Origin of the sequence: Burkholderia lata, from assembly GCF_000012945.1 — a bacterium.
GTDB lineage: Bacteria > Pseudomonadota > Gammaproteobacteria > Burkholderiales > Burkholderiaceae > Burkholderia > Burkholderia lata.
Genome location: NC_007511.1, coordinates 2,097,461 through 2,118,056 on the forward strand (window position 1 = coordinate 2,097,461; position 20,596 = coordinate 2,118,056).

The 20,596-nt window shown below is 66.0% G+C and carries 19 protein-coding genes; 10 read left to right on the forward strand and 9 right to left on the reverse strand.

Annotated features, from left to right (window positions below):
• Positions 1-112 precede the first annotated feature (112 nt).
• Positions 113-700, forward strand: a complete 588-nt coding sequence (locus tag BCEP18194_RS31915) for an IMPACT family protein (protein WP_011355434.1) — start codon at positions 113-115, stop codon at positions 698-700.
• A gap of 262 nt (positions 701-962) precedes the next feature.
• The gene (locus tag BCEP18194_RS31920; RefSeq protein WP_011355435.1) at positions 963-1,253 is read left to right on the forward strand and encodes an H-NS family nucleoid-associated regulatory protein; all 291 of its coding nucleotides are present in this window, start codon (positions 963-965) and stop codon (positions 1,251-1,253) included.
• 55 nt (positions 1,254-1,308) lie between these two features.
• Here BCEP18194_RS31920 and ppk2 read toward each other — a convergent pair whose 3' ends face one another.
• From ppk2 to BCEP18194_RS41770, 7 genes are all read right to left on the reverse strand, one after another.
• Positions 1,309-2,259, reverse strand: a complete 951-nt coding sequence (gene ppk2 / locus BCEP18194_RS31925) for a polyphosphate kinase 2 (RefSeq protein WP_011355436.1) — start codon at positions 2,257-2,259, stop codon at positions 1,309-1,311.
• Between the two features lie 89 nt (positions 2,260-2,348).
• On the reverse strand, positions 2,349-3,740 hold the full coding sequence (locus tag BCEP18194_RS31930) for an OmpW/AlkL family protein (protein WP_011355437.1): 1,392 nt from the start codon (positions 3,738-3,740) through the stop codon (positions 2,349-2,351).
• Between the two features lie 4 nt (positions 3,741-3,744).
• A complete protein-coding gene (locus BCEP18194_RS31935; RefSeq protein WP_011355438.1) occupies positions 3,745-5,040 on the reverse strand; it encodes an HlyD family secretion protein in 1,296 nt (431 codons plus the stop codon).
• 12 nt (positions 5,041-5,052) lie between these two features.
• Positions 5,053-6,057 carry a hypothetical protein gene (locus tag BCEP18194_RS31940; RefSeq protein ID WP_041493599.1) on the reverse strand — a complete coding sequence of 335 codons (1,005 nt, stop codon included), beginning with the start codon at positions 6,055-6,057 and terminating at the stop codon, positions 5,053-5,055.
• Positions 6,054-8,174, reverse strand: coding sequence for a peptidase domain-containing ABC transporter (locus BCEP18194_RS31945; RefSeq protein ID WP_011355440.1), 2,121 nt, complete (start codon positions 8,172-8,174; stop codon positions 6,054-6,056). The genes BCEP18194_RS31940 and BCEP18194_RS31945 overlap by 4 nt, the downstream gene beginning before the upstream one ends.
• Positions 8,175-8,319: 145 nt before the next feature.
• On the reverse strand, positions 8,320-8,505 hold the full coding sequence (locus BCEP18194_RS31950; RefSeq protein WP_006479215.1) for a hypothetical protein: 186 nt from the start codon (positions 8,503-8,505) through the stop codon (positions 8,320-8,322).
• Positions 8,506-8,730: 225 nt separating this feature from the next.
• Positions 8,731-8,904: a hypothetical protein gene (locus BCEP18194_RS41770; protein ID WP_006495012.1), complete on the reverse strand. Its 174-nt coding sequence runs from the start codon at positions 8,902-8,904 to the stop codon at positions 8,731-8,733.
• Between the two features lie 281 nt (positions 8,905-9,185).
• On the opposite strand from BCEP18194_RS41770, the gene BCEP18194_RS31955 reads away from it, so the two are divergent.
• From BCEP18194_RS31955 to BCEP18194_RS31985, 7 genes are all read left to right on the forward strand, one after another.
• Positions 9,186-10,601 (forward strand): TolC family protein, encoded by a 1,416-nt coding sequence (locus tag BCEP18194_RS31955; protein WP_011355441.1) that lies wholly within the window; start codon positions 9,186-9,188, stop codon positions 10,599-10,601.
• A gap of 488 nt (positions 10,602-11,089) precedes the next feature.
• Positions 11,090-12,127, forward strand: a complete 1,038-nt coding sequence (locus tag BCEP18194_RS31960) for an aliphatic amidase (RefSeq protein ID WP_011355442.1) — start codon at positions 11,090-11,092, stop codon at positions 12,125-12,127.
• A gap of 68 nt (positions 12,128-12,195) precedes the next feature.
• Entirely contained in the window at positions 12,196-12,678 is a 483-nt protein-coding gene (locus tag BCEP18194_RS31965; protein ID WP_011355443.1) for an AmiS/UreI family transporter, read from the forward strand.
• A complete protein-coding gene (locus BCEP18194_RS31970) occupies positions 12,678-13,517 on the forward strand; it encodes a CbbQ/NirQ/NorQ/GpvN family protein (RefSeq protein ID WP_011355444.1) in 840 nt (279 codons plus the stop codon). The genes BCEP18194_RS31965 and BCEP18194_RS31970 overlap by 1 nt, the downstream gene beginning before the upstream one ends.
• Positions 13,514-15,073 (forward strand): nitric oxide reductase activation protein, encoded by a 1,560-nt coding sequence (locus BCEP18194_RS31975; protein WP_011355445.1) that lies wholly within the window; start codon positions 13,514-13,516, stop codon positions 15,071-15,073. Before BCEP18194_RS31970 ends, BCEP18194_RS31975 begins: the two co-directional genes overlap by 4 nt.
• A gap of 32 nt (positions 15,074-15,105) precedes the next feature.
• On the forward strand, positions 15,106-16,248 hold the full coding sequence (locus tag BCEP18194_RS31980) for a transporter substrate-binding domain-containing protein (RefSeq protein ID WP_011355446.1): 1,143 nt from the start codon (positions 15,106-15,108) through the stop codon (positions 16,246-16,248).
• 6 nt (positions 16,249-16,254) lie between these two features.
• On the forward strand, positions 16,255-16,866 hold the full coding sequence (locus BCEP18194_RS31985) for an ANTAR domain-containing response regulator (RefSeq protein ID WP_011355447.1): 612 nt from the start codon (positions 16,255-16,257) through the stop codon (positions 16,864-16,866).
• Positions 16,867-16,905: 39 nt separating this feature from the next.
• Here the strand turns inward: BCEP18194_RS31985 and BCEP18194_RS31990 are convergent, their stop codons facing one another.
• Positions 16,906-17,355, reverse strand: coding sequence for a winged helix-turn-helix transcriptional regulator (locus BCEP18194_RS31990; RefSeq protein WP_011355448.1), 450 nt, complete (start codon positions 17,353-17,355; stop codon positions 16,906-16,908).
• 353 nt (positions 17,356-17,708) lie between these two features.
• On the opposite strand from BCEP18194_RS31990, the gene BCEP18194_RS31995 reads away from it, so the two are divergent.
• A complete protein-coding gene (locus tag BCEP18194_RS31995; RefSeq protein ID WP_011355449.1) occupies positions 17,709-18,632 on the forward strand; it encodes an alpha/beta fold hydrolase in 924 nt (307 codons plus the stop codon).
• 86 nt (positions 18,633-18,718) lie between these two features.
• On the opposite strand, the gene ggt is transcribed toward BCEP18194_RS31995, so the two are convergent.
• A complete protein-coding gene (gene ggt, locus BCEP18194_RS32000; RefSeq protein ID WP_011355450.1) occupies positions 18,719-20,440 on the reverse strand; it encodes a gamma-glutamyltransferase in 1,722 nt (573 codons plus the stop codon).
• Between the last annotated feature and the right edge of the window lie 156 nt (positions 20,441-20,596).

The following is a 20,596-nucleotide window of genomic DNA, read 5'->3' on the forward strand; positions in this document are numbered from 1 at the left end:
ATTCCGTCTTCATCCCGCCCATGCAGCCGCCCCATGCCTGCCCGGGCCAGCACCAAAAGAACCGACCCGCCGCCATCATCTTGATTTCCTTACACTTTCCCCGTCGCGACGCATGATGTACTCGCTCGCCACCACTTACATCCGCGAACTCGAGATCCGCAAGAGCCGCTTCATCGCGTACGCGATTCCCGTCGACGACCGCGACGCCGCGATGCAGGCACTGCAGCGCCTGCGCGAAGAACACCCGACGGCCACGCATGTGTGCTGGGCATTGCTGGCAGGCGGCCAATCGGGGATGTCGGACGACGGCGAGCCGTCGGGCACGGCGGGCCGCCCGATCCTGGAAGTACTGCGCCATCACGATCTCGACGGCGTGCTCGGCGCGGTCGTGCGTTACTACGGCGGCGTGAAGCTCGGCGCAGGCGGCTTGGTACGCGCGTACACCGATGCAATCGCGTCGGCGCTGCTCGATGCCGAGCGCATCGAGCGCATCCGCTACACGCGGCTCGCGATCGAGATCGGCTATCCCGAGGAGGCGCGCGTGCGCCGCTGGATCGAACAGGCGGGTTATGAACTGGTGGACAGCGCTTACGGGATGACGGTCAAGCTCGTGATCAAGCTGCCCGAGACCGCCAACGCCAACGCGCGAACCGAGTTGTTCGACCTCACGCAAGGACGATCGGGCTTTCCCGATCTGTGACAAACGGCAACCGCCCGCCCCGTCGCCCCCGTTGCCTGCAAATTCCGCCGAAAAATCAGATACGTCCGATAGAAAAACCGCACGCCGCCACTTAATCTCACCGGGTTCCCGGCGACTCGCGCCGCATACGCTTTGTCCGCAGGCCGGCACAGGCAGCACGCAATCGCCACCGGCCGAGTCGGCACGCCAAGGCCGGGCGTGCCGACGTGCGGTTCGTCACGCGTCGCCAATAATCAAAATTCAGCTACGGGATAACGGACGCATGCATCAAGTGCAGACACTGCAAGCCCAGCTTGCGGAACTCGATCGGCGCATCAAGGCGGCACGGAGCCGCGAACGCAATGCGGTGCTGGCGCAGGTACGAGAACTCGTCACAGGCTACGCGCTGACCGCGCGGGAAATCTTCGGGCAGGGTTACAGCGATCGCGCGAAGCTGTTCACCGTCGGCGTGAAGTATCGCGACCCGGCAACCGGTGCGACATGGAGCGGGCGCGGCCGCGCACCCGCCTGGATCGTCGGGCGCGACCGCACCGCGTTCCTGATCCGGGAGTAACGCGCGCCGCGTTGCGCGGCGCGCCCCTTCATCGCAACGAATCCGCGCTGGCCGCTCAGTACGTGTCCGGCACGATCATGTTGTCCGGCACCGGCCGGCGGATGTAATCCTCGTGATGCTCGCGCGGCGGCAGGTCGATCGGTGCGTGCGGCACCTCGTGATACGGCACCTGCTGCAGCAGGTGGTGAATGCAGTTCAGCCGCGCGCGCTTCTTGTCGACGGCCTGCACGACCCACCACGGCGCTTCCTCGATGTGCGTACGCAGCAGCATCTCTTCCTTCGCGGCCGTGTAGGCTTCCCAGCGCCGGCGGCTCTCGAGATCCATCGGGCTCAGCTTCCACTGCTTGAGCGGATCCTCGATCCGGCTCTGGAATCGCACTTCCTGCTCGTGGTCGGTGATCGAGAACCAGTACTTGACGATCTGGATCCCGCTGCGCACCAGCATCTTCTCGAACTCGGGCACCGAACGGAAAAACTCCTCGTATTCCTCGTCGGTACAGAAGTTCATCACGCGCTCGACGCCCGCGCGGTTGTACCAGCTGCGGTCGAACAGCACGATCTCGCCGCCGGCCGGCAGATGCGCGACATAGCGCTGGAAATACCATTGCGTGCGTTCGCGGTTGCTCGGCGCCGGCAGCGCCGCCACGCGGCATACGCGCGGGTTCAGCCGCTGTGTGATGCGCTTGATCGCACCGCCCTTGCCGGCCGCGTCGCGCCCCTCGAAAATGACGACGAGCCGGTGCCCCGTGCTCACGACCCAGTCCTGCAGCTTCACGAGCTCGCCCTGCAGCCGGAACAGCTCGCGGAAATACTCCTTGCGCGCCTCGCGACGCTCCTGCGAAAACAGCAGGTCGTCGTTGTCGTCGAAGCGGCGATCGTCGAGCTCCATCTCGAGCTCTTCGTCGTAGGCGTCGACCAGATCTTCCTCGAAGCGGCGCTGGCGCGCCTCCATCGATTCCATATCGGTGCGATCGTCGGTCTCGGTGCGGGTATCGTTGTCGCCCATGGGGCCTCCTTCCATCATTGACGCAGCCAAACTCCGCCATTATCCCAGTGTCGCGCGTCAAATTCATGAAAAAAGGGCCGGCGCACCGGTCAGAAGCGGAATGCGAGCAGCACGCTCGCCAGCACGGGGTTCGCGGAAATATCGAACGTGTTCGACGCGAGCTGCCGGTTCGGCTGGTCGATGTCCAGCGTAATCTTCGTACGTAACGGGATATAGGTCACCATGCCGGTGATCCAGAACTGGCGCGTGATCTGGTAGCTCGCGCCGACGGTGAACACCGGCTCCCACACGCTCTTCACCTTGGCCGACACGTTGGTCTTGCCCGACAGCAGCAGGTCACCGCCGGCATCCCAGATGCGCTGGAACAGCGACGGGTCGAGCAGCAGCGACTGCAGGCTGCCGATGTCCGCGCCCGCCGCGAGCAGCCCGCCGAGCGACGCGAGCTTGCGCTGGAACACGGGATTCAGGTTCGTGTTCGTGAAGCGCGTATAGCTGATGCCGATGCCCGCGAACGGCCGGAAACGATCATCGCGCTCGCCGAGGTAATACTTGAACACGACGGAGCCGAGCCATGCGCGCGTGGTCGCGAGCGGGTTGCTTTGCGTGTTGGCGAGATCGATCAGCGGAAAGCGCCCCTGGACGCCGGAAAAAATCCGGTCGAGCGGCAGCGCGATGCTGCCGTGCCCGCGCAGCGTCAGTACCGGCGGAATGCCCGCGCCGAGTTCGGCCGCCCAGTTCTCCGAGAAAAAGTGGGTGAACGTGAAGGCCAGCGTGTTCGTGTTGCTGAGCGACAGGCTCGAACCCTGGTTCTGGAAGCTGTTCAGCCCGAGGGCGTCCGTGTGCGTCGTGACGGGTGTCGATCGTCCGGTCGTGCCGACGAAGTGCCAGCCGAGGCCGACCATGTTGCGGTCGTCGCCCATCAGCTGCGTCAGCAGCGGCGGCGCCTGGGCGGCCGGCAGATCGGGCAGCCGCGACGGATCGATCGGATGGAGTTCGTACGGCATCCGGTCGGCATGGACCACACCGCCGGCCGGTGCGTCATCCGCCTTTGCATCGCGTGGCGCGGCCGGCTCGCAGCCGCCGGCTGCACCGTTATCGTCGAAGCCGATACCGTCCATGCCATCGTCGTGCGCTGCGGCACAGGCGGGCCCCGCCCCGCCGGTTCGCTGGCCGAGCGTGATCTTGCGCGCCGTGAACGGTACGGCGTCGGGTTGCGGCCCATCGCCCGAATCGTCGCGCCCGCGGCGGGCCGGCCCCGCTTCGGTCGCCCACGCGCTCGCGTCGAACCCGTCCGCGTCGCCGCCGGGCCAGAAGCCGATGCCGTCGGCGCCGGCCTGCCAGCGTGGCTCGGCGTCGCCGTCCGGCTGCGGCGCGCCATGCGCGGCGGCCGCGCACGCGAACAGCGTCGCGCCGAGCCAGCGCGACAGCGGACGCACGGTGCCCGGCCGCGCGCGGCGGCGGTCCTGGTTCCGGCTCGCCATCGGCTCAGGCCGGCACGCCGAACAGGCGTTGACGGATGCGGTACAGCGGCTCGAACAGCCATTCGAGCAGGCTGCGCCGCTCCAGCACGATATCGGCCTTCAGCATCATCCCGGCGCGCAGCGACAGCGGCCGCCCTTCGAATGCCGGCGTGCGGTCGGCCAGCTCGACCCAGGTCTTGAAGTAGGTCTGCGGCGTGGCGGCGTCGCCCGGCAGGTTCAGTTCCTTCGCGGAAAACGCGACGGGCGAGATCGACAGCACCTTGCCGCGATACGTGCCGAACTTCTCGACCGGATAGCTGGCGTACGCCACCTTCACTTCCTGCCCTTTCTTCACGAAGCCGGCCTTCGACGACGGTATGTAGACCTCGGCGATCAGCCCGTCGGCCTTCGCGGGCAGGATCTCGACGACGCGCGTGCCCGGCGGATCGATCACGCCGCCCTGCACGACGTCGAGCCGCACGATCTGCCCGTCGGCCGGCGCGTACAGCACCTGGTTCACGTTCTCGTCGATGTTGTATTCCTTCGCGTTCAGCTCCTCCTGCTTGATCTTCAGTTCCGCGTTCGCGCCGTCGTACTTGCTCTGCATCGTGTCGAGGTCGCCGCGCAGCTTCATCGCGTTCTTCGCGAGCTCGGCGCGGCGCAGCAGCAGGTCCTGGTACGCCTGCCCGGCCTGCAGGTACTGCGTGTTGACCTGGTTGTACTGCTCGAGCGTCACGACCTGTTCGTCGAGCAGCTGCTTCACGCGTGCGCGCCGTTCGCCGTACTCGTCGACGATGCGCTTCTGGTCCTGGATCTGCCGGCTGATCAGCCCGCTGCTCTCGCCCTGCGCGGCGATCTGCTGGTTGATCTGCTGCACCGACGACTTGTATTCGAGCCGCGCCGCGTCGATCTGCTGCGTGACCTCGACACGCTGCCGGTCGAGCGCCGCGCGCATCCCCTGCACGTTGTTGGCCTGGCTCACGAAGCTCGTATCGCGCGTCACCGCGAGCAGCCGCTGGCCGGCCTTCACGTACTGGTCCTTGCCGACGTAGACGTCGCGCACGGCCCAGCCCGGCGGCGCACTGACGCCGATCAGCCCCGAGCGCGGCGTCAGCATCCCCGACACGCTCTCGGTATTCGCGTAGCTCAGTTCGACGAGCGCGGTCACGAACATCGCGAACATCGCGAGCGACAGGTAGCAGAAGAACCGCATCGACACCGGCACGTCGACGACACCGTGGATCACGGTGCCGAACGTCGTGCCGCGCGCGAGCTTGCGCGACGACTTCTGTTCTCGAAGGGCGGAGTTCCAGGTCGGCATGGGGCGGGCTCGTCAGGAGCGACGCCGCGCGGCCGCATCGAGCAGCGGCGTCGGCATCAGGTAAGGCGTGAAGTGTTCCCAGAAATGCCACTGCTCGGGCTGGCGCACGAGCGCCTGCTCGAGCCGGTCGACGATACGCTGGTGCGTCGCGCGCACCGGCGACGCATCGTCGTCGGCACCGAGCATCGGCGCGAGCGGGCTGGCCGCGAGCTCGGTGAAATGCACCGCGCAGCGATCGCGGAACGGCACGCCCGTCGCATACGCGACGAGCAGCGGAATCCCCTGCTCGACCGCGAGCTTCACACCGCCGCCGGCCATCCGCACCCAGCGGCCGCCGAGCCGGCAGCGATTGGTCTTGCCGAACTTGCCGTGCAGGTCGGAGAACAGCAGGAACACGGGCGCCTCGCGCCGCAGGCTCGTGATCAGCCGCCGCAGGTGAACGCGCTCCTCGATGTCGATGAACTCGACTTCGCCGGCGCCGTATTCGGCAACGAGCCGCAGCGCATCGTCGAAGAACGCGCCCGGCGCATCGCGGTGCAGGATCACCATCAGCTTGCGGTCGTCGGGAATCATGAAGCGCAGCTTCGTGACGAACAGCATCAGGTTGCCGAAGTGCAGCCCCGCAAGCATCAGCGGGCCGCCGCGCGCGAGCGCCGCCTGCAGTTGCTCGTCGCCTTCGCACGCCATCCCGTCGATCATCGACTTCATCGATTCGAGGCTGTGCGACCGCAGCTTGAGCCCCGCGAACTCGGCCTCGAACAGCTCGCGAACGATCGCCGCCGACACTTCCCGCACACGTCGAGGATCGTCGTTCAGGTGCGCGCTCAGCATGTACGCAACCGCACGCTCGATCGACTCGCGAATGCACGGAAAGCAGCGCAGACACGCGCCCGAGCACCAGCGCATCAGCCACAGCCCGCGCGCCGGCGACGTGCGCAGCGCGACGGCGCGCACCGCGCGCCGCACCAGGAACGCATACGAGAACGGATTGAGCAGAAAGAGTCGTCCGAGCATCACCGCGTCTCCTCGGCCGAACGCCATGCGCCGGTCGCATCGGTCAATACGCCGTCCTGCATCTCGTAGATCCGGTCGACCATCGACAGGATCGACGCGTCATGCGTGACGAGCACGATCGTGCACGGCAGCGTCAGCACGTTGCGGCAGATCTCGTGCGTCGTCGCCTGGTCGAGGTTCGACGAAAATTCGTCGAGAATCAGCAGGCGCGGCTCGCAGTACAGCGCCCGCGCGATCAGCAGCCGCTGCATCTGGCCGGCCGACAGGAATTTCTGCGTATCGCCGAGCGGCGTGTCGTAGCGATGGTCGAGCCGCTCGATCTCGTCGTGGATGCATGCGAGCTTCGCCGCGTCGAACATCGCGCCGATCCGCGGCGCGGGTGCGAAGTTCGTGATGTTGTCGCGGATCGTCCCGCGAAACAGCTGGTCGGACTGCGTGACGGCCGCGAGATGCTTGCGATACTGCCGCAGGTTCACTTCCACGAGATCCACACCACCGACGAACAGCGTGCCGGGCTCGGGCCGCACGAGCCCGCAGATCAGGTTCAGCAGCGTCGTCTTGCCGCTGCCGGTGCGCCCGACGATCGCGATCTTGCTGCCCGCCGGTACGTCGAGCGCGATGTCGCGCAGGATCGGGCGGTTGCCGCCCTTCGGCGTGTACGACAGCGCGCGGATCGACAGTGCGCCGTCGAAGCCGTCGACCGGCCGCACGACAGCATCCGGCGCGGGCTCCTCGGTCTCGGTCTGCAACACGTCCGCGACGCGGTCCATATGCACCTGCAGCACCTTGCGGCGCACATAGAGCTGGATCGAGTCGATGAACTTGTCGGCGAACAGGTTCTTGTACTGGATGAACGCGTAGATCACGCCGATCGTGCTCTGGCCGTGCATCACGAGCCACGCGCCGTACGTGACGATCACGAGCTGCTCGACGTGCACGATCCCCTTCGAGATCGCGTCGAACAGCAACTGCAGCCGCTCCTGCTGGCGCATCGCCTGCAGCTTCTGCGTGAACGCGTTCACCCACAGGCTGCTGCGCGCGGTCTCGGCCGACAGCAGCTTGATCGAATGCGCGGAGCGGATGTTCTCGATCAGCAGCGCGTCGGCTTCGGCGCCGCGCGTGAGGATCTGCGACATCGCGTCCTGCAGTTGCGGCTGGATCGCGAGCCGGCTCAGCGCGAACAGCACCATCCCGGCCAGGCTGATGCCGGCCAGCACCGGGCTGTAGTACAGCATCAGCACGAGCGTCAGCGTGCAGGTGACGATATTGAGCAGCCCGCCGACGAGGCCGTCGACGAGAAAGCGCCCGACCTCCGACACCGACGACACGCGCGAGATCGAATCGCCGGTGTTGTGGAACAGGAAATAGCCGATCGGCAGCCGCGCGAGATGCCCGACCATGTTCGCCGACAACTGCTGCGACACGATGTTGCGCAGGTAGCTCTTGATGTTGCCGACGAGGTTCGCGTACAGCGTGTCGAACAGGAACACGATCGCGAACAGGATCGTCAGCAGGTACAGGATGTCGACGTCGGTTTTCTTCAGCGCCTCGTCGATCGTCAGTTGCACGTACGACGGGCCGAGCAGCAGCAGGAGCTGCGCGGCGACGCCGCCCGCGATGCCGATCGCGAGGCTCTTGCGGATGCCGGTCAGCCCTTCGAGGTAGTCGCGCAGCCGGATCCGGTCGGCCTGCCCCGCCCGCGTGAAGCCGATGTCCGGATTCAGTTCGAGCGCGTAGCCGGTGATGTGCGTGAGCGCCTGCGCGAGCGGCAGCTTCGTTTCGCCTAGCGCGGGATCGACGATGTGCACGCTGCCGTAGCCGACCTTCGTCAGCACGACATAGTGGTTCATCCCCCAGTGCAGGATGCATGGCGTCTTGAGCGCATCGAGCTCGCCCGCGTCGAACTGCAGCCCGCGTGCGCGCAGCCCGAGATCGTTCGAGATCTCCATCAGGTCGAAGAACGACAGCCCGGAATCGATCCGGACCGGATAGCGGTTGCGCAGCGTGCGCAACGTCGTTTCGCGCCCGTGCCACGACGCGATCATCGCGAGGCAGGCCAGGCCGCACTCCGTCACCTCGTCCTGCAGGACCGGACGGACTTTACGCGTATTGAAGAGCATGGTCGGGCACCCGGGGCGCGACGACGCGCCGCCCGGGCCTGCCGCTAGCGGGCCCGTGGCGGGTCGTGCGCGATACGCATGGGCGCAGCCGGCACGCAGCCGGCTGCGACGGAAGATCGGTGTTACCGGCTGCTTGGCGGGCCGCTCAGCGCGACGAGCCGAGCGACATCCGGAACTGCTCGACGGCGTGGGCCTGGTATTGGGTCATCAGGCCCTGGAGCGTGGTTCCGATCGACTGGTTGACGAGATCGACCGTATAGGCGGCCGAATTGGAGTAAAGCGACGCGCCGCCGCGAATCTGGCGGGCCTGTTCTTCCGTGATGTCTCGCATTTGTTGTGGCCTTTATATTGTCGGAATGCCCGCCACCGTCAGCCAATTGCAATCTCAATGGCCTTTTACTTTATTACGGGGATAATCCGGCACTCCTGCCTCCTGATAATCGCCCGAACCGAAAATAATGCATTTCGGATTCGCTTTATTTCCACTGCGGCGATCGATTCTTTTCCTTCTGTTTCGCAGCATTTCGCGCGGGGGGCGCCTCCCCGCGCACGGCGGTTACTTGCCGGTGTTATTGAACGTCTTCGGGTTCTGCAGGTAATTGCCGAGGCTCGGCAGGAACTGGCCGAGCGCGGTCACCACCGGAGCGGCGTCAACGGCGAGGCTACCCAGCGAGCTGATCGCACCGCCGCCATGCACATTCCTGACCTGTTCCGTCGTCATGACCTTCATCATTCTCTCCTCGTAAAAAATAAAGATGATGCAAAGAACCTTCATTGAAAGACAAACGGCTTTTAATCCCTAGCGACTTGTTAATCTAATAATCACTGCGATTACGAGCCGAAATCAGGCTATCATGCGAGCGCATCGGAATTCAATGGAGGACACACTCTTACAGGCGCGTTTTCCGATGCGCCACGGATGGCAGGCATTCATGCTGTTTGAATTTCAATTTCAAAACGTTTAAATCCCGCCGCAATACGTTGCGGCACGGGCAGGAGACGGAGACGGCCATGTTTGAAACGAGGCGCGCGAATCGCGGATCGGCAACGCGGAATGCGGGTAATTCCCTATCAAGTTTTACGACTAGGTGGAATCCCCGACTTGCAACCGTGACATTGTTCGCTGTAACGATAGCCGGCATGTCTGCGAACGCGCGTGCGTTCTGCCTCGACACCGCCTTCCAGTACGCGGTCGTGCACGATCCGCGCTACCTGCAGGCGCGCAGCGAATACGACGCGGCCCGCCAGAAATTCCCCGAAGCACGCGCACAGATGTTGCCGCAGGCCGCCGCGCAGCTCGAATGGGGACGCTACGGTACACACGCGAGTTTGTTCGGCATCGACGTCAGCGGATCGAGCAATGCCGCATACGGTTCCGCGCAGGTCACGCAGGCGCTGTTCAACGTGCCCTACCTGTACGACATGCGACGCGCGACCGAGTACGAGGAATCGGCAAAGCAGAAGTTCGAGGTGGCGAGGCAGGACCTGATCCTGCGCGTCGCGAACGCGTGCTTCGACCTGCTGAGCGCGCGCGAAAAACTGCAGTCGGCCGACGACGAAGTGAACGCGCTCAGCCGGCTCGAAAGCGATACGCGACGCATGGCACAGCTCGGGATGAAGACGATCGGCGATACGGCCGAAATCGAAGCGCGCCGCAGCCTCGCGCAATCCGACGAAGCGCTCGCGCAAACCGACGTCGATGCGCGCCGCGCGCGCTACGAGACACTGCTCGGTTCGACGATCGATTTCTCGCGCTGGCCGCGGCTCGCGATGCGCGGGTCGTCGCCGCGCATTCCGTCGGGCGAATACGCGCCGCAGGACAACCCCGCGTACCGGCAGGCATACCGCGACGTTCAGGTCGCGCGGCTCGCCGCCAAGCGTGTCAGCGCCGAGCACTTGCCGACCGTCGACCTGTTCGCGTCGTATTCGCGCGGGCTCAACCCGAACCTGCGCGGGCTCACCGATCGCTCCGACTTTCATCAGAGCGCGGTCGGCGTGCAGGTGACGATCCCGATCTTCTCCGGCGGCAGCGTGTACTACCGGCAGGTGGAGGCCGAGCACGTGACCGAGCAGTACCGCAACCGGCTGCGCGAGGTCGAGGAGCAACTGGGCACCGATCACCGCGAGGCGCTGTCCGCGCTCGAATCGGTCGGCAAGCGCATCCGCGCGCTGCAGCAGTCGCTACAGGCCGCGCGGCTTGCGTACGATTCGTCGATGAAGGCGCATCAGGTCGGCTACAGCACGACGTACGAAACGCTGAACCTGCGGCGCGACATCTCGGGCATCCGGCAGAAGCTGTTCGACAGCTATCTCGATGCGCTGAAGCTGCAGCTGAAACTGAAAAGCGTGCTGGGCACGCTCGACGAACAATCGCTGATCGCGGTGGACAGTTTCCTCGAAAGCAACGCGGCGAACGACCGAAGTTAAGCGCGGGTCGACGCGCATCGGCATGCACAAGAAAGTTGTACACGCAACCTTGTTATGCATTGCCGATGCGCGTGCCAATCCGTTCACGTCGACGCGGGCGCGGGGCGATACCGCTCCGTCGCTGATGCAATCTTGCGTCCGACCCCGCGCGATCGCCCAGCGCAATGCACGATCCCGGACGCACGCCGCGCCGGTCGCCGCTTGATCGCGACGTGCAGGGGTATACGCGATGTTGCGTCCAAAAAAAACTTTGCCTAGAGTGCATCCCATCGATCCGGCGGACAAAGACGTCCCACGATCGTGCGCAGCACGTGCCCGCTAGCCCGCGCTGCGCCGGCCCCACACCGGGCCACCCATCCGCATTCCCGTTATCCGACAGCGTTGTCGGATGAACGGACCGGCAAAGAAGCCCTTGCCTCGCTCGTCGAGGCAAGGGCTTTTTTTTGCCTTTCGAAAACGCACGTCTTCACCCGAACCAGGAGCACACCATGCGTCATGGCGATATTTCCAGCAGCAACGACGCCGTCGGCGTCGCCGTCGTCCAGTACAAGATGCCGCGCCTGCACACGCGCGCCGACGTCATTGCGAACGCCCGCGAAATCGCGGAGCGCGTGGTCGGCATCAAGCGCGGCCTGCCCGGCATGGACCTCATCGTGTTTCCCGAGTATTCGACGCACGGGATCATGTACGACGCGAAGGAGATGTACGACACGGCCTCGACGATCCCCGGCGAGGAAACCGACATCTTCGCGGCCGCGTGCCGCAAGGCCAACGTGTGGGGCGTGTTTTCGCTGACCGGCGAGCGCCACGAGGAGCACCCGAACAAGGCGCCGTACAACACGCTCGTGCTGATCAACAACCAGGGCGAGATCGTGCAGAAGTACCGCAAGATCATGCCGTGGGTGCCCGTCGAGGGCTGGTATCCAGGCGACTGCACGTACGTCGCCGAAGGGCCGAAGGGGCTCAAGATCAGCCTGATCATCTGCGACGACGGCAACTACCCGGAGATCTGGCGCGACTGCGCGATGCGCGGCGCCGAGCTCGTCGTGCGCTGCCAGGGCTACATGTATCCGGCGAAGGACCAGCAGGTGCTCGTGTCGAAAGCGATGGCGTTCATGAACAACTGCTACGTCGCGGTCGCGAATGCGTCCGGGTTCGACGGCGTGTATTCGTATTTCGGCCACTCGGCGATCGTCGGCTTCGACGGCCGCACGCTCGGCGAATGCGGCGAGGAAGAAAACGGCGTGCAGTATGCGGAGCTGTCGGTGAGCCTGATCCGCGACGCGCGCCGCAACATGCAGTCGCAGAACCACCTGTACAAGCTGCTGCACCGCGGCTACACGGGCAAGATCGGTTCCGGCGAATCGCCGAACGGCGTCGCGCAATGCCCGTTCGAGTTCTACGCGAACTGGGTGAACGATCCGGACGGCACGCGCCAGGCCGTCGAACGCCTCACGCGCGCGACACCCGGCACGCCTGAATGCCCGATCGAAGGCATTCCGTCCGAAGCGCCCGCGCACCGCTGAGCCCGCGCCCTGCCCGGCCGTTCGCGCCGCGTGCGCGAACGGCTCCGTCCCACTCTGGAGCCTTCATCATGCTCGGTGTCGCTCTCTTCTTCATCGGTGCGGTGCTGGTCGTCAACGGCGTCGCACTCACCGGCCGCATCGAACCGCGTGACGCAGCCGGCCTGAACCTGCTCGTCGGGCTGCTCGCGCTGCTGATCAACCTCGTCGGCCTCGTGCAAGCCACTGAGCCGCAGCACTATTTCTCGAGCGCGGGCGGCCTGCTGTTCGCATTCACGTACCTGTACCTCGCCGCCGTCCAATGGCGCGGGCTGCAGGGCGCGGGCCTCGGCTGGTACTGCCTGTTCGTCGCGATCAGCGCGCTCGTCTATGCCGGCACGTCGCATGACGTGCGCTTCGGCACGATGTGGCTGCTGTGGTCGAGCCTGTGGTTCCTGTTCTTCGTCGCGCTCGGGCTGAAGCGGCGCGTGCGCTTCCTGCCCGGCTACACGATCGCGATCGGCGTCGGCACCTGCTGGTTGCCCGGCATGCTGATGATGACCGGGAGGTGGTAATGAGCGCACGCGATACGCCGCTTGCCACCGATCCGCTCGCCGGACACCGCATCGCCGATGCGCCGTTCTACCAGCCGGCCGGCGCCGAAGCCGACTGGTTCGAGACGGCCTGCCGCCATCACCTGCCGGTCCTGCTGAAAGGGCCGACGGGCTGCGGCAAGACCCGTTTCGTCGAGTACATGGCGTGGCGCATGGGCTTGCCGCTGATCCAGGTCGCGTGCAACGACGACACGTCGGCCGCCGACCTGACCGGCCGGCACCTGCTCGACGCCGACGGCACCTACTGGGCCGACGGGCCGCTCACGCTCGCGGCGCGGCATGGCGCGATCTGCTATCTCGACGAGATCGTCGAGGCGCGCCCCGATGCGACGGTCGTGATCCATCCGCTGACCGACTCGCGGCGCGTGCTGCCGCTCGACCGGCTCGGCGAGGTCGTGCATGCGCATCCGGATTTCCATCTGGTGATCTCGTACAACCCCGGCTATCACGGCGAGCACCGGCGGTTGAAGCCGTCGACGCGGCAGCGTTTCGTCGCGATCGACTTCGGCTATCCGGATGCCGCGCATGAAGCCGACGTCGTCGTGCGCGAAAGCGGCACCGACCGCGAAACCGCACGCCGGCTCGTCGATCTCGCCCACCGCACGCGCGCGCTGGCGCAGGCCGGCAACGGGCTCGACGAAGGCGCGTCGACGCGCCTGCTCGTGCACGCGGCCCGGCTGATCGTCGCGGGGCTCGCGCCGCTCGATGCATGCCGGATCGCGATCAGCGACGCCGCAACCGACGACGCCGACACGCGCGCCGCGTTGCAGACGATGGCCGCCGCGCACTTCGCCGCATGAACGCGCTGCAACTCGCCCGCTTCCTGCACGGGATGACCGCGCACGAGACCGACGTGCGGCTCGACGATGCGGCGCTGCGCGCGACGCTCGGCCATGCCGCGCTGCGCGTGCCGGGTGCGTTGGCCCCCGATGCACGCGTCGCGGCGGCCGCGCACGCGCTTGCACACTGGCTGCATTCGCCATCCGGCGAACCGGTCGACAAGCTGACACCGATCGGTCTCGCCGTCGCCGGGCTGATCGAGGATGCGCGCGTCGAAGCGCTGCTCGCACGCGCATGGCCGGGACTCGCCACCTTCTGGGCGCCCGCGTTCGTGCCGATCGACCGTGAAGGGCTCACGTTCGGCCGCCTGTGCGCGCGACTGGCGAAAGCGCTGTTCGATCCGTCGTATCGCGACGGCAACCCGTGGGTCGACAAGGGTGTGCAATTGTTCAACGCACATCGCGACACGCTCGACGACTACCGCGCGTTCCGCACGATCGCATCGCGGCTATCGAACGATCTCGGCCAGATGCGCGTGCGTTTCGAGCCTGACGACGGCGCATGGCTGCCCTATCGCGACGACAACGCGTGGCTGTGGGCACAGCCAGCCGCCGTGGCGGCCGAACAGGCTGGCAACGAAGGCGTCGAGATGTCGGCATCGACCGGCGGCCACAGCGACGAACCCGACGACGAACCGCCGCCCGCGCCCGATGCGCCGCGCTATCCCGAGTGGAATTGCCACACGCAGCGCGAACGTCGCGACTGGACAACCATCGTCGAGCGCGCGCCGGCCACGTCGGTTGCACCCCGTTCGCTTGCCGCGCTGATCGAAGCCGACCGGCGCACAGCGAAGCGGGTGCCGTCTCCGCGTGCGGCCGAGCCGATGCGACGCGTCGGCCGCCAGCTCGACGGCGATGCGCTCGACGTCGATGCGGCGATCGCCGCACGGATCGCACGCCGCGCCGGGCATGCCCCCGATCCGCGTGTATTCCGCCGCCGCGTGCCGCACGACGCGCGCGGGCCCGTGCTGATCCTGCTCGACCTGTCGGCATCGACGGCCGCGCAGGTCGCCACGCTCGAGAAGCGCGCGGCGTTCGTGCTCGGCGACCTGTTCGACCGGCAGCGGCGGCGCTGGGCTGTACACGGCTACACGTCGGACGGCCGGCATCGTGTGTACTACGCGCGCTTCAAGGATTTCGGCGAAGCGTTCGACACCGGCCGCCGTGCGGCGCTGCTGGCCGCCGACAGCGGGATGAGCACGCGCACCGGCGCCGCACTGCGGCATGCGCTGGCGTTGCTGCGCCGCGAAGCCGCGAGCGCACGGGCCGCCGTACTGATGATCGGCGACGGCGAAGCCGCCGACATCGACGTGTTCGACCCGCGCTACCTCGTCGAGGATGCGCGCCACGCGGCACGCCAGGGCCGGCAGCGCGGCGTCGCGATCGCCGGTTTGTCGTTCGGCGTGCCGCCCGGGTTGTCTACAATACTTGGCGTCGGCCCGAGCTGCGTCCACGCGGCGAACGGCGACGCATTGCCGGCCGTCGTTGCGCACGCGGCCGGGCGCCTGACCGCGTGACGGCCCCACCCGGAAGAGACAGGAAAGACCGAATGAACAGTGTGAAGGTTGGCGTATTGTTCTCGCAGAGCGGATGCACGTCGCACCTCGGCCAGAGCCAGTTGCGCGGCACGCTGCAGGCAATCGCCGAGATCAACGAAGCGGGCGGCGCGAACGGCTGCGAGATCGTGCCCGTCGTGCGCGACGCCTGCTCGGACCCGGCCGTCTATGCGCGGCTCGCCGAAGAGCTGATCGCCACCGAACGCGTGAACGTGCTGTTCGGCGCGTACATGTCGAGCAGCCGCAAGGCGCTGATTCCGATCGTCGAGAAGTGGGACAAGCTGCTGTTCTACCCGACGCTCTACGAAGGCTTCGAGTTCTCGCCGAACGTGATCTACACGGGCGCGGCGCCCAACCAGAACAGCGTGCAGCTCGCTGCCTTCATGACCGCGCAGTTCGGCGCGCGCGTGTACCTGGTCGGGTCAGACTACATCTACCCGTACGAGTCGAACCGCATCATGATCGACCTCGTCACGCAGCATCCGGAAGGCCAGATCCTCGGCGAGGTGTACATGCCGCTCGTCGCGTCCGAGCACGATTTCGCGGCGGTGGTCGAGGACATCCGCGCGAAGGCGCCCGACTTCGTGTTCAGCACGCTGGTAGGCGACAGCACGGCCGCGTTCTACCGCGCGTATGCGCAAGCCGGCCTCGATGCACGCAAGATGCCGATCGCGAGCCTGACGACCTCCGAGATCGAGCTCGGCCAGATGGGCGCGGCCGCGGCCGGCCACTACACGTCGTCGCCCTATTTCCAGACCATCGATTCGGACGTGAACCGGCGCTGCATCGCGCAGCTCAAGGCGCGCTTCGGCGACGACGCGAGTGCGTCCGCGCCGTGGGAAGCCGCGTATTTCCAGGTTCACCTGTTCGCCAATGCACTCGCGCGTGCCGGCACCGACCAGCGCGACCGGCTCGTCGAACATCTCGCGGATGCGGAATTCGACGCGCCGCAGGGGCGCGTGAAGATCGACCGGCTCACGCAGCATACGTGCCTCTACCCGCGCATCGGCTGCGCGACGGCCGACGGCAATTTCACGATCGTGCGCGAAGCGACGCGGCGCGTGCATCCCGATCCGTACCTCGTCACGCATTCGCTCGGCGACCGCGTGCACGCGCCCGACGAACAGAAGGCGTAACCGACGATGCGCGCCCGCACCCCGATCCGCTCGACGCCGCGCCTGCTCGCTGAACTGCGCTCGCTGCGCGTGATGGTGTACTACCCGGACGACGACAACGGCCTGCTGCTCGTCGAGCAGCTCTCGCGCATCGGCTGCCCGACCGAGCAGCGCTGGCCGCCGCCCGCCGCGTTGCCGGAAAGCGTCGACCTCGTGATTCTCGCGGTCCGGCCCGACCTGCTGCATCTGTCTATTCCGTGGCTGGAAGACGACGCACGGCCGCCGCTCATCGCGGTCACGACCTACGAAAGCCCGACGATCCTCGAACTGATGCTGCGCATCGATGCGCAGAGCGCGGTGACGACGCCGGTGCGCTCGTTCGGCCTGTTGAGCGCGATGGCGCTCGCGTGTCACCAGAGCCGCCGGCATGACGAATACCGGCGCCGCATCGCGCAGCTCGAACAGCGCGTGATGTCCGCGCGCACGCTGCAGGAAGCGAAGACGCTGCTGATGCAGCACAACGCGATCAGCGAGGAAGAGGCCTACCAGCAGATCCGCTCGCAGGCGATGGAACGGCGCATCTCGATCAACCAGCTCGCCGAGCAGATCGTGCACGCGCACGCGCTGCTGAAACGGTAACGCGGGCGCGATTGCTGCGACCGCCGCGACCGCCGCACGTCAGTCCGGCGGCGGCAACACGACCGTGTCCTCCGGCCCGAGCACACGGCCGTCCTGTGAACGCAGTTCGAGCTTCCTGACCGGCAACCCGGCCTTCCGGTCCACGAGCAGCACGTGCGCCTCGTCCGGTTCGAAGAAGAAATCCTCGCCCCACTGCCGCAGCGCGACGAGCAGCGGAAACAGGCCGCGCCCTTTCTCGGTCAGCACGTATTCGTGATGCGCGCCGCCGTCCGCGGCCGGCACGATGTCCATGATCCCGTGCGCGACCAGGTTGCGCAGGCGCGCAGCCAGGATGTTCTTGGCCAGCCCGAGGTTCTTCTGGAATTCACCGAAACGACGTAGCCCGTCGAACGCATCGCGGACGATCAGCAACGACCACCAGTCGCCGATCGCGTCCAGCGGGCGGGCAACGCCGCAGGGGGAATCTTCGTGCGTGGTTCGTCTGTTCATCGAGGCATGGGGCGACTCCGTTCCCGGAATGCGGGCCGAACGGTGGTCGTTTCCGTTGAAATGAATGGTTGCAATATAAAACTCGTCGCACGAAAGATCAATCGCACCGGGCCCGACTGTTCGCTATCAACGAATGGACTGGTCGATTCGGGTCTGATTGGCGCTTCAACTCATACGTCCGACCAATACTTTCCGGCTGCGTTCCTTTCTGGCACGTCTTCGCACACTAGCACGCCAGTCATTCGGCTAGCGGCCCAGCCACAATTTTGGTTGCAACTTGAAACCCAATATCCTACGCTTCAGTTCGGTTCCAACTTGAAACCAACCTATCCGACTAACCGAAGGAGCGTTCGATGATCCGGTCCGATGCTACGTTCGACGGCACCTTTCCATTCGCCCCGCATTTCGACGACGCATCCGGCTTCCGGATGCACTACGTGGACGAAGGTCCGCACGACGGCGAAACCATCCTGTGCCTGCATGGCGAACCCACGTGGGGTTATCTGTTCCGCCATCTGATTGCCGCGCTGAGTCCGACGCACCGCGTCGTTGTCCCCGATCACATGGGATTCGGCAAAAGCGCGACGCCGCAGGACCGCAGCTACTGGCTGCAGGACCATATCGACAACCTGGAGCGCTTCGTGCTCGCGCGCGGTCTCGATCGCATCACACTCGTGCTGCACGACTTCGGCGGCCCGGTCGGCATGGGGCTTGCCGCCCGGCATCCGGATCGCATCCGGCGGATCGTGTCCGCGAACGGGCCGACGCCATTCGGCCAGCCCGATCTGGCCGACCGCCTGAACGCGAACGGTCGCGATGCGCCGTGGTTCCAGTGGATCATGCGCGCGGCGGCGGACGATACGCTGGAGACGGTGCTCGGTCAGCTCGGCTTCAACATCCTGAGCACGCTGAAGCTGAACGGGTTCGAAAATCACGCGATCATCAACGACACGTGGATCGCCGCATACGGTGCGCCGTTCGCGCAACCGAAGGACTGCGTCGGCGCGATCGGATGGGCCCGCGGGTTTGCCGCCGGCGCGCACCGGTTCGAGGAGCCCGATGCGGCGGCGCTGCGCGCGATACGCGAAAAACCCGCGCTCGCGATCTGGGGAGACGCCGATCGAACGCTCGGCGCCGAACACTTCCTGCCGCTCTTCACGGCACTGTTTCCGTCCGCGCCCGTCGAGCGGCTGGCGGGCGTCGGGCACTATTGCTTCGAAGATGCGCCCGACGCCATCGCGGCACGTATTGCCGAATTCATCCGGACCACCGGCTGAGTGCGCGCCGCGGCCGGCGGCACGAGATCCGGCTGCGGAACACGGCGTGCGCGGCCGCCATCGCAACTGCGCACGCCCCCTTCACGTCAGTGAATGATCCGCGTCACGCCACGCCCGCGCGGGTCGGCCATCGCCTCCGGCGTCTTGCCGTCGATCTTGATCACCTGGATGTCGCCGCTGAAATCCTGCCCCTTCAGCGTGTAGCCGCGCGCCTCGATCTGCTTCGCGAGTTCGCCTTCGATCGGGTGGTACGGCTCCCAGAAGATCGTGTTCGGCGGCAGCAGCTGGTGATGGAAGCGCATCGCGCCAACCGCCTCCTTCAACGGCATCTTGAAGTCGTAGATGTTGTTGATCACCTGGAAGATCGACGTGAAGATGCGCGAGCCGCCCGGCGTGCCGATCACGAGGGACACCTTGCCGTCCCTGGTCATGATCGTCGGCGACATCGACGACAGCGGGCGCTTCTTCGGTTCGATCGCGTTCGCGTCGCTGCCGACCACGCCGAACATGTTCGCGACGCCCGGCTTCGCAGAGAAGTCGTCCATCTCGTCGTTCAGCACGATGCCCGTGCCGTCCGCGATCACGCCCGAGCCGAAATAGCCGTTGATCGTGTACGTGTTCGACACTGCGTTGCCCCACTTGTCGACCACCGAGAAGTGCGTCGTTTCAGCCTTCTCCGGCATCGTCGTGCCGAGGCCCGGCTGCACGCTCTTCGTATCCGACGGCTCCTTCGGGTTGACTTCGCCTGCCCGCTTCGCGATGTAGGCGTCGTCGGTCAGCTGCGCGATCGGCACCTTGTAGAAATCGGGATCGCCGAGATACTGCGCACGATCGGCGAACACGCGCTTCTCGATTTCCGCGACGAGGTGGATGTACTGCGGCGAGTTGAGCTTCACGCCCTCGAAGTCCTGCTTGAGGTCGGCCTTCATCTTCAGCAACTGCACGAGGCCGATGCCGCCCGAGCTCGGAGGCGGCGCGGTGATCACGTCATAGCCGTTCCACTTCGCCTGCACCGGCTGGCGCCACACCGCGCGGTACTGCGCGAGATCCTCGGTGGTGATCAGCCCGTTGCCGTCGCCGGTCTTCATCGACGCGGCGATCAGCTCGGCCGTCTTGCCCTTGTAGAACCCTTCCGCGCCGTCGTTCGCGATGCGCGTGAGCACGTCGGCGAGATCCGGCTGCTTGAAGTTCACGCCGGCCTTCAGCCCGGAGAAATACTTGTCGAAGTTGGTCTTGCCGCCGAACTCCTTCGATGCGTCGACGCCGCGCTGCGCGAGCTGTTCGTCGACGACGAAGCCATCGCGCGCGTAGTGGATCGCCGGCGCGAGCACCTGCTTCCACTTCAGCTTGCCGAAACGCTTCTGCGCTTCCCACATGCCCGCGACCGTGCCCGGCACGCCGACCGCGCGCGGGCCGTACAGGCTCATGCCCTTGACGACGTTGCCGTCCTTGTCGAGATACATGTCCTTCGTCGCGGCGAGCGGCGCGCGCTCGCGGTAGTCGATGAAGTACGGCTTGCCGTCCTTGTAGATCGTCATGAAGCCGCCACCGCCGATGTTGCCGGCTTCCGGATACGTGACGGCGAGCGTGAATGCGATCGCGACGGCCGCGTCGATCGCGTTGCCGCCTTCCTTGAAGATCCGCTCCGCGGCATCTGCGCTGTACTTGTCGGCCACCGCGACTGCCGAGCTCGTCAGGACTGCGGGCTGCGGCCCCTTCGCATAGACAGGCGCGTTCGGCAGGAAGCCGATGCCGGCCACTGTCGCGAGCACGACAGCGGATGATTTGAAGCGATTCAGCGTAGTCATTGCATGTCCCCCATGTGGATCTCCTTCAGGCAGGAAAAGCACCTGTTCCGCTCATGGTCGCCGGCACGCCGACGGCCATCTCCGGTTTCGTAGTATAGGGGGACAAAAAGGGTCGAACACGGGGCGTGCAGCGAAAGCGTATTCATCATGTGCGCG

Bases quoted from the DNA above. Each gene is read 5' to 3' on its own strand.
- BCEP18194_RS31915 (WP_011355434.1), top strand. From the start codon at position 113: ATGATGTACTCGCTCGCCACCACTTACATCCGCGAACTCGAGATCCGC.
- BCEP18194_RS31920 (WP_011355435.1), top strand. From the start codon at position 963: ATGCATCAAGTGCAGACACTGCAAGCCCAGCTTGCGGAACTCGATCGG.
- ppk2 (WP_011355436.1), bottom strand. From the start codon at position 2,259: ATGGGCGACAACGATACCCGCACCGAGACCGACGATCGCACCGATATG.
- BCEP18194_RS31930 (WP_011355437.1), bottom strand. From the start codon at position 3,740: ATGGCGAGCCGGAACCAGGACCGCCGCCGCGCGCGGCCGGGCACCGTG.
- BCEP18194_RS31935 (WP_011355438.1), bottom strand. From the start codon at position 5,040: ATGCCGACCTGGAACTCCGCCCTTCGAGAACAGAAGTCGTCGCGCAAG.
- BCEP18194_RS31945 (WP_011355440.1), bottom strand. From the start codon at position 8,174: ATGCTCTTCAATACGCGTAAAGTCCGTCCGGTCCTGCAGGACGAGGTG.
- BCEP18194_RS31950 (WP_006479215.1), bottom strand. From the start codon at position 8,505: ATGCGAGACATCACGGAAGAACAGGCCCGCCAGATTCGCGGCGGCGCG.
- BCEP18194_RS41770 (WP_006495012.1), bottom strand. From the start codon at position 8,904: ATGAAGGTCATGACGACGGAACAGGTCAGGAATGTGCATGGCGGCGGT.
- BCEP18194_RS31955 (WP_011355441.1), top strand. From the start codon at position 9,186: ATGTTTGAAACGAGGCGCGCGAATCGCGGATCGGCAACGCGGAATGCG.
- BCEP18194_RS31960 (WP_011355442.1), top strand. From the start codon at position 11,090: ATGCGTCATGGCGATATTTCCAGCAGCAACGACGCCGTCGGCGTCGCC.
- BCEP18194_RS31965 (WP_011355443.1), top strand. From the start codon at position 12,196: ATGCTCGGTGTCGCTCTCTTCTTCATCGGTGCGGTGCTGGTCGTCAAC.
- BCEP18194_RS31970 (WP_011355444.1), top strand. From the start codon at position 12,678: ATGAGCGCACGCGATACGCCGCTTGCCACCGATCCGCTCGCCGGACAC.
- BCEP18194_RS31975 (WP_011355445.1), top strand. From the start codon at position 13,514: ATGAACGCGCTGCAACTCGCCCGCTTCCTGCACGGGATGACCGCGCAC.
- BCEP18194_RS31980 (WP_011355446.1), top strand. From the start codon at position 15,106: ATGAACAGTGTGAAGGTTGGCGTATTGTTCTCGCAGAGCGGATGCACG.
- BCEP18194_RS31985 (WP_011355447.1), top strand. From the start codon at position 16,255: ATGCGCGCCCGCACCCCGATCCGCTCGACGCCGCGCCTGCTCGCTGAA.
- BCEP18194_RS31990 (WP_011355448.1), bottom strand. From the start codon at position 17,355: ATGAACAGACGAACCACGCACGAAGATTCCCCCTGCGGCGTTGCCCGC.
- BCEP18194_RS31995 (WP_011355449.1), top strand. From the start codon at position 17,709: ATGATCCGGTCCGATGCTACGTTCGACGGCACCTTTCCATTCGCCCCG.
- ggt (WP_011355450.1), bottom strand. From the start codon at position 20,440: ATGACTACGCTGAATCGCTTCAAATCATCCGCTGTCGTGCTCGCGACA.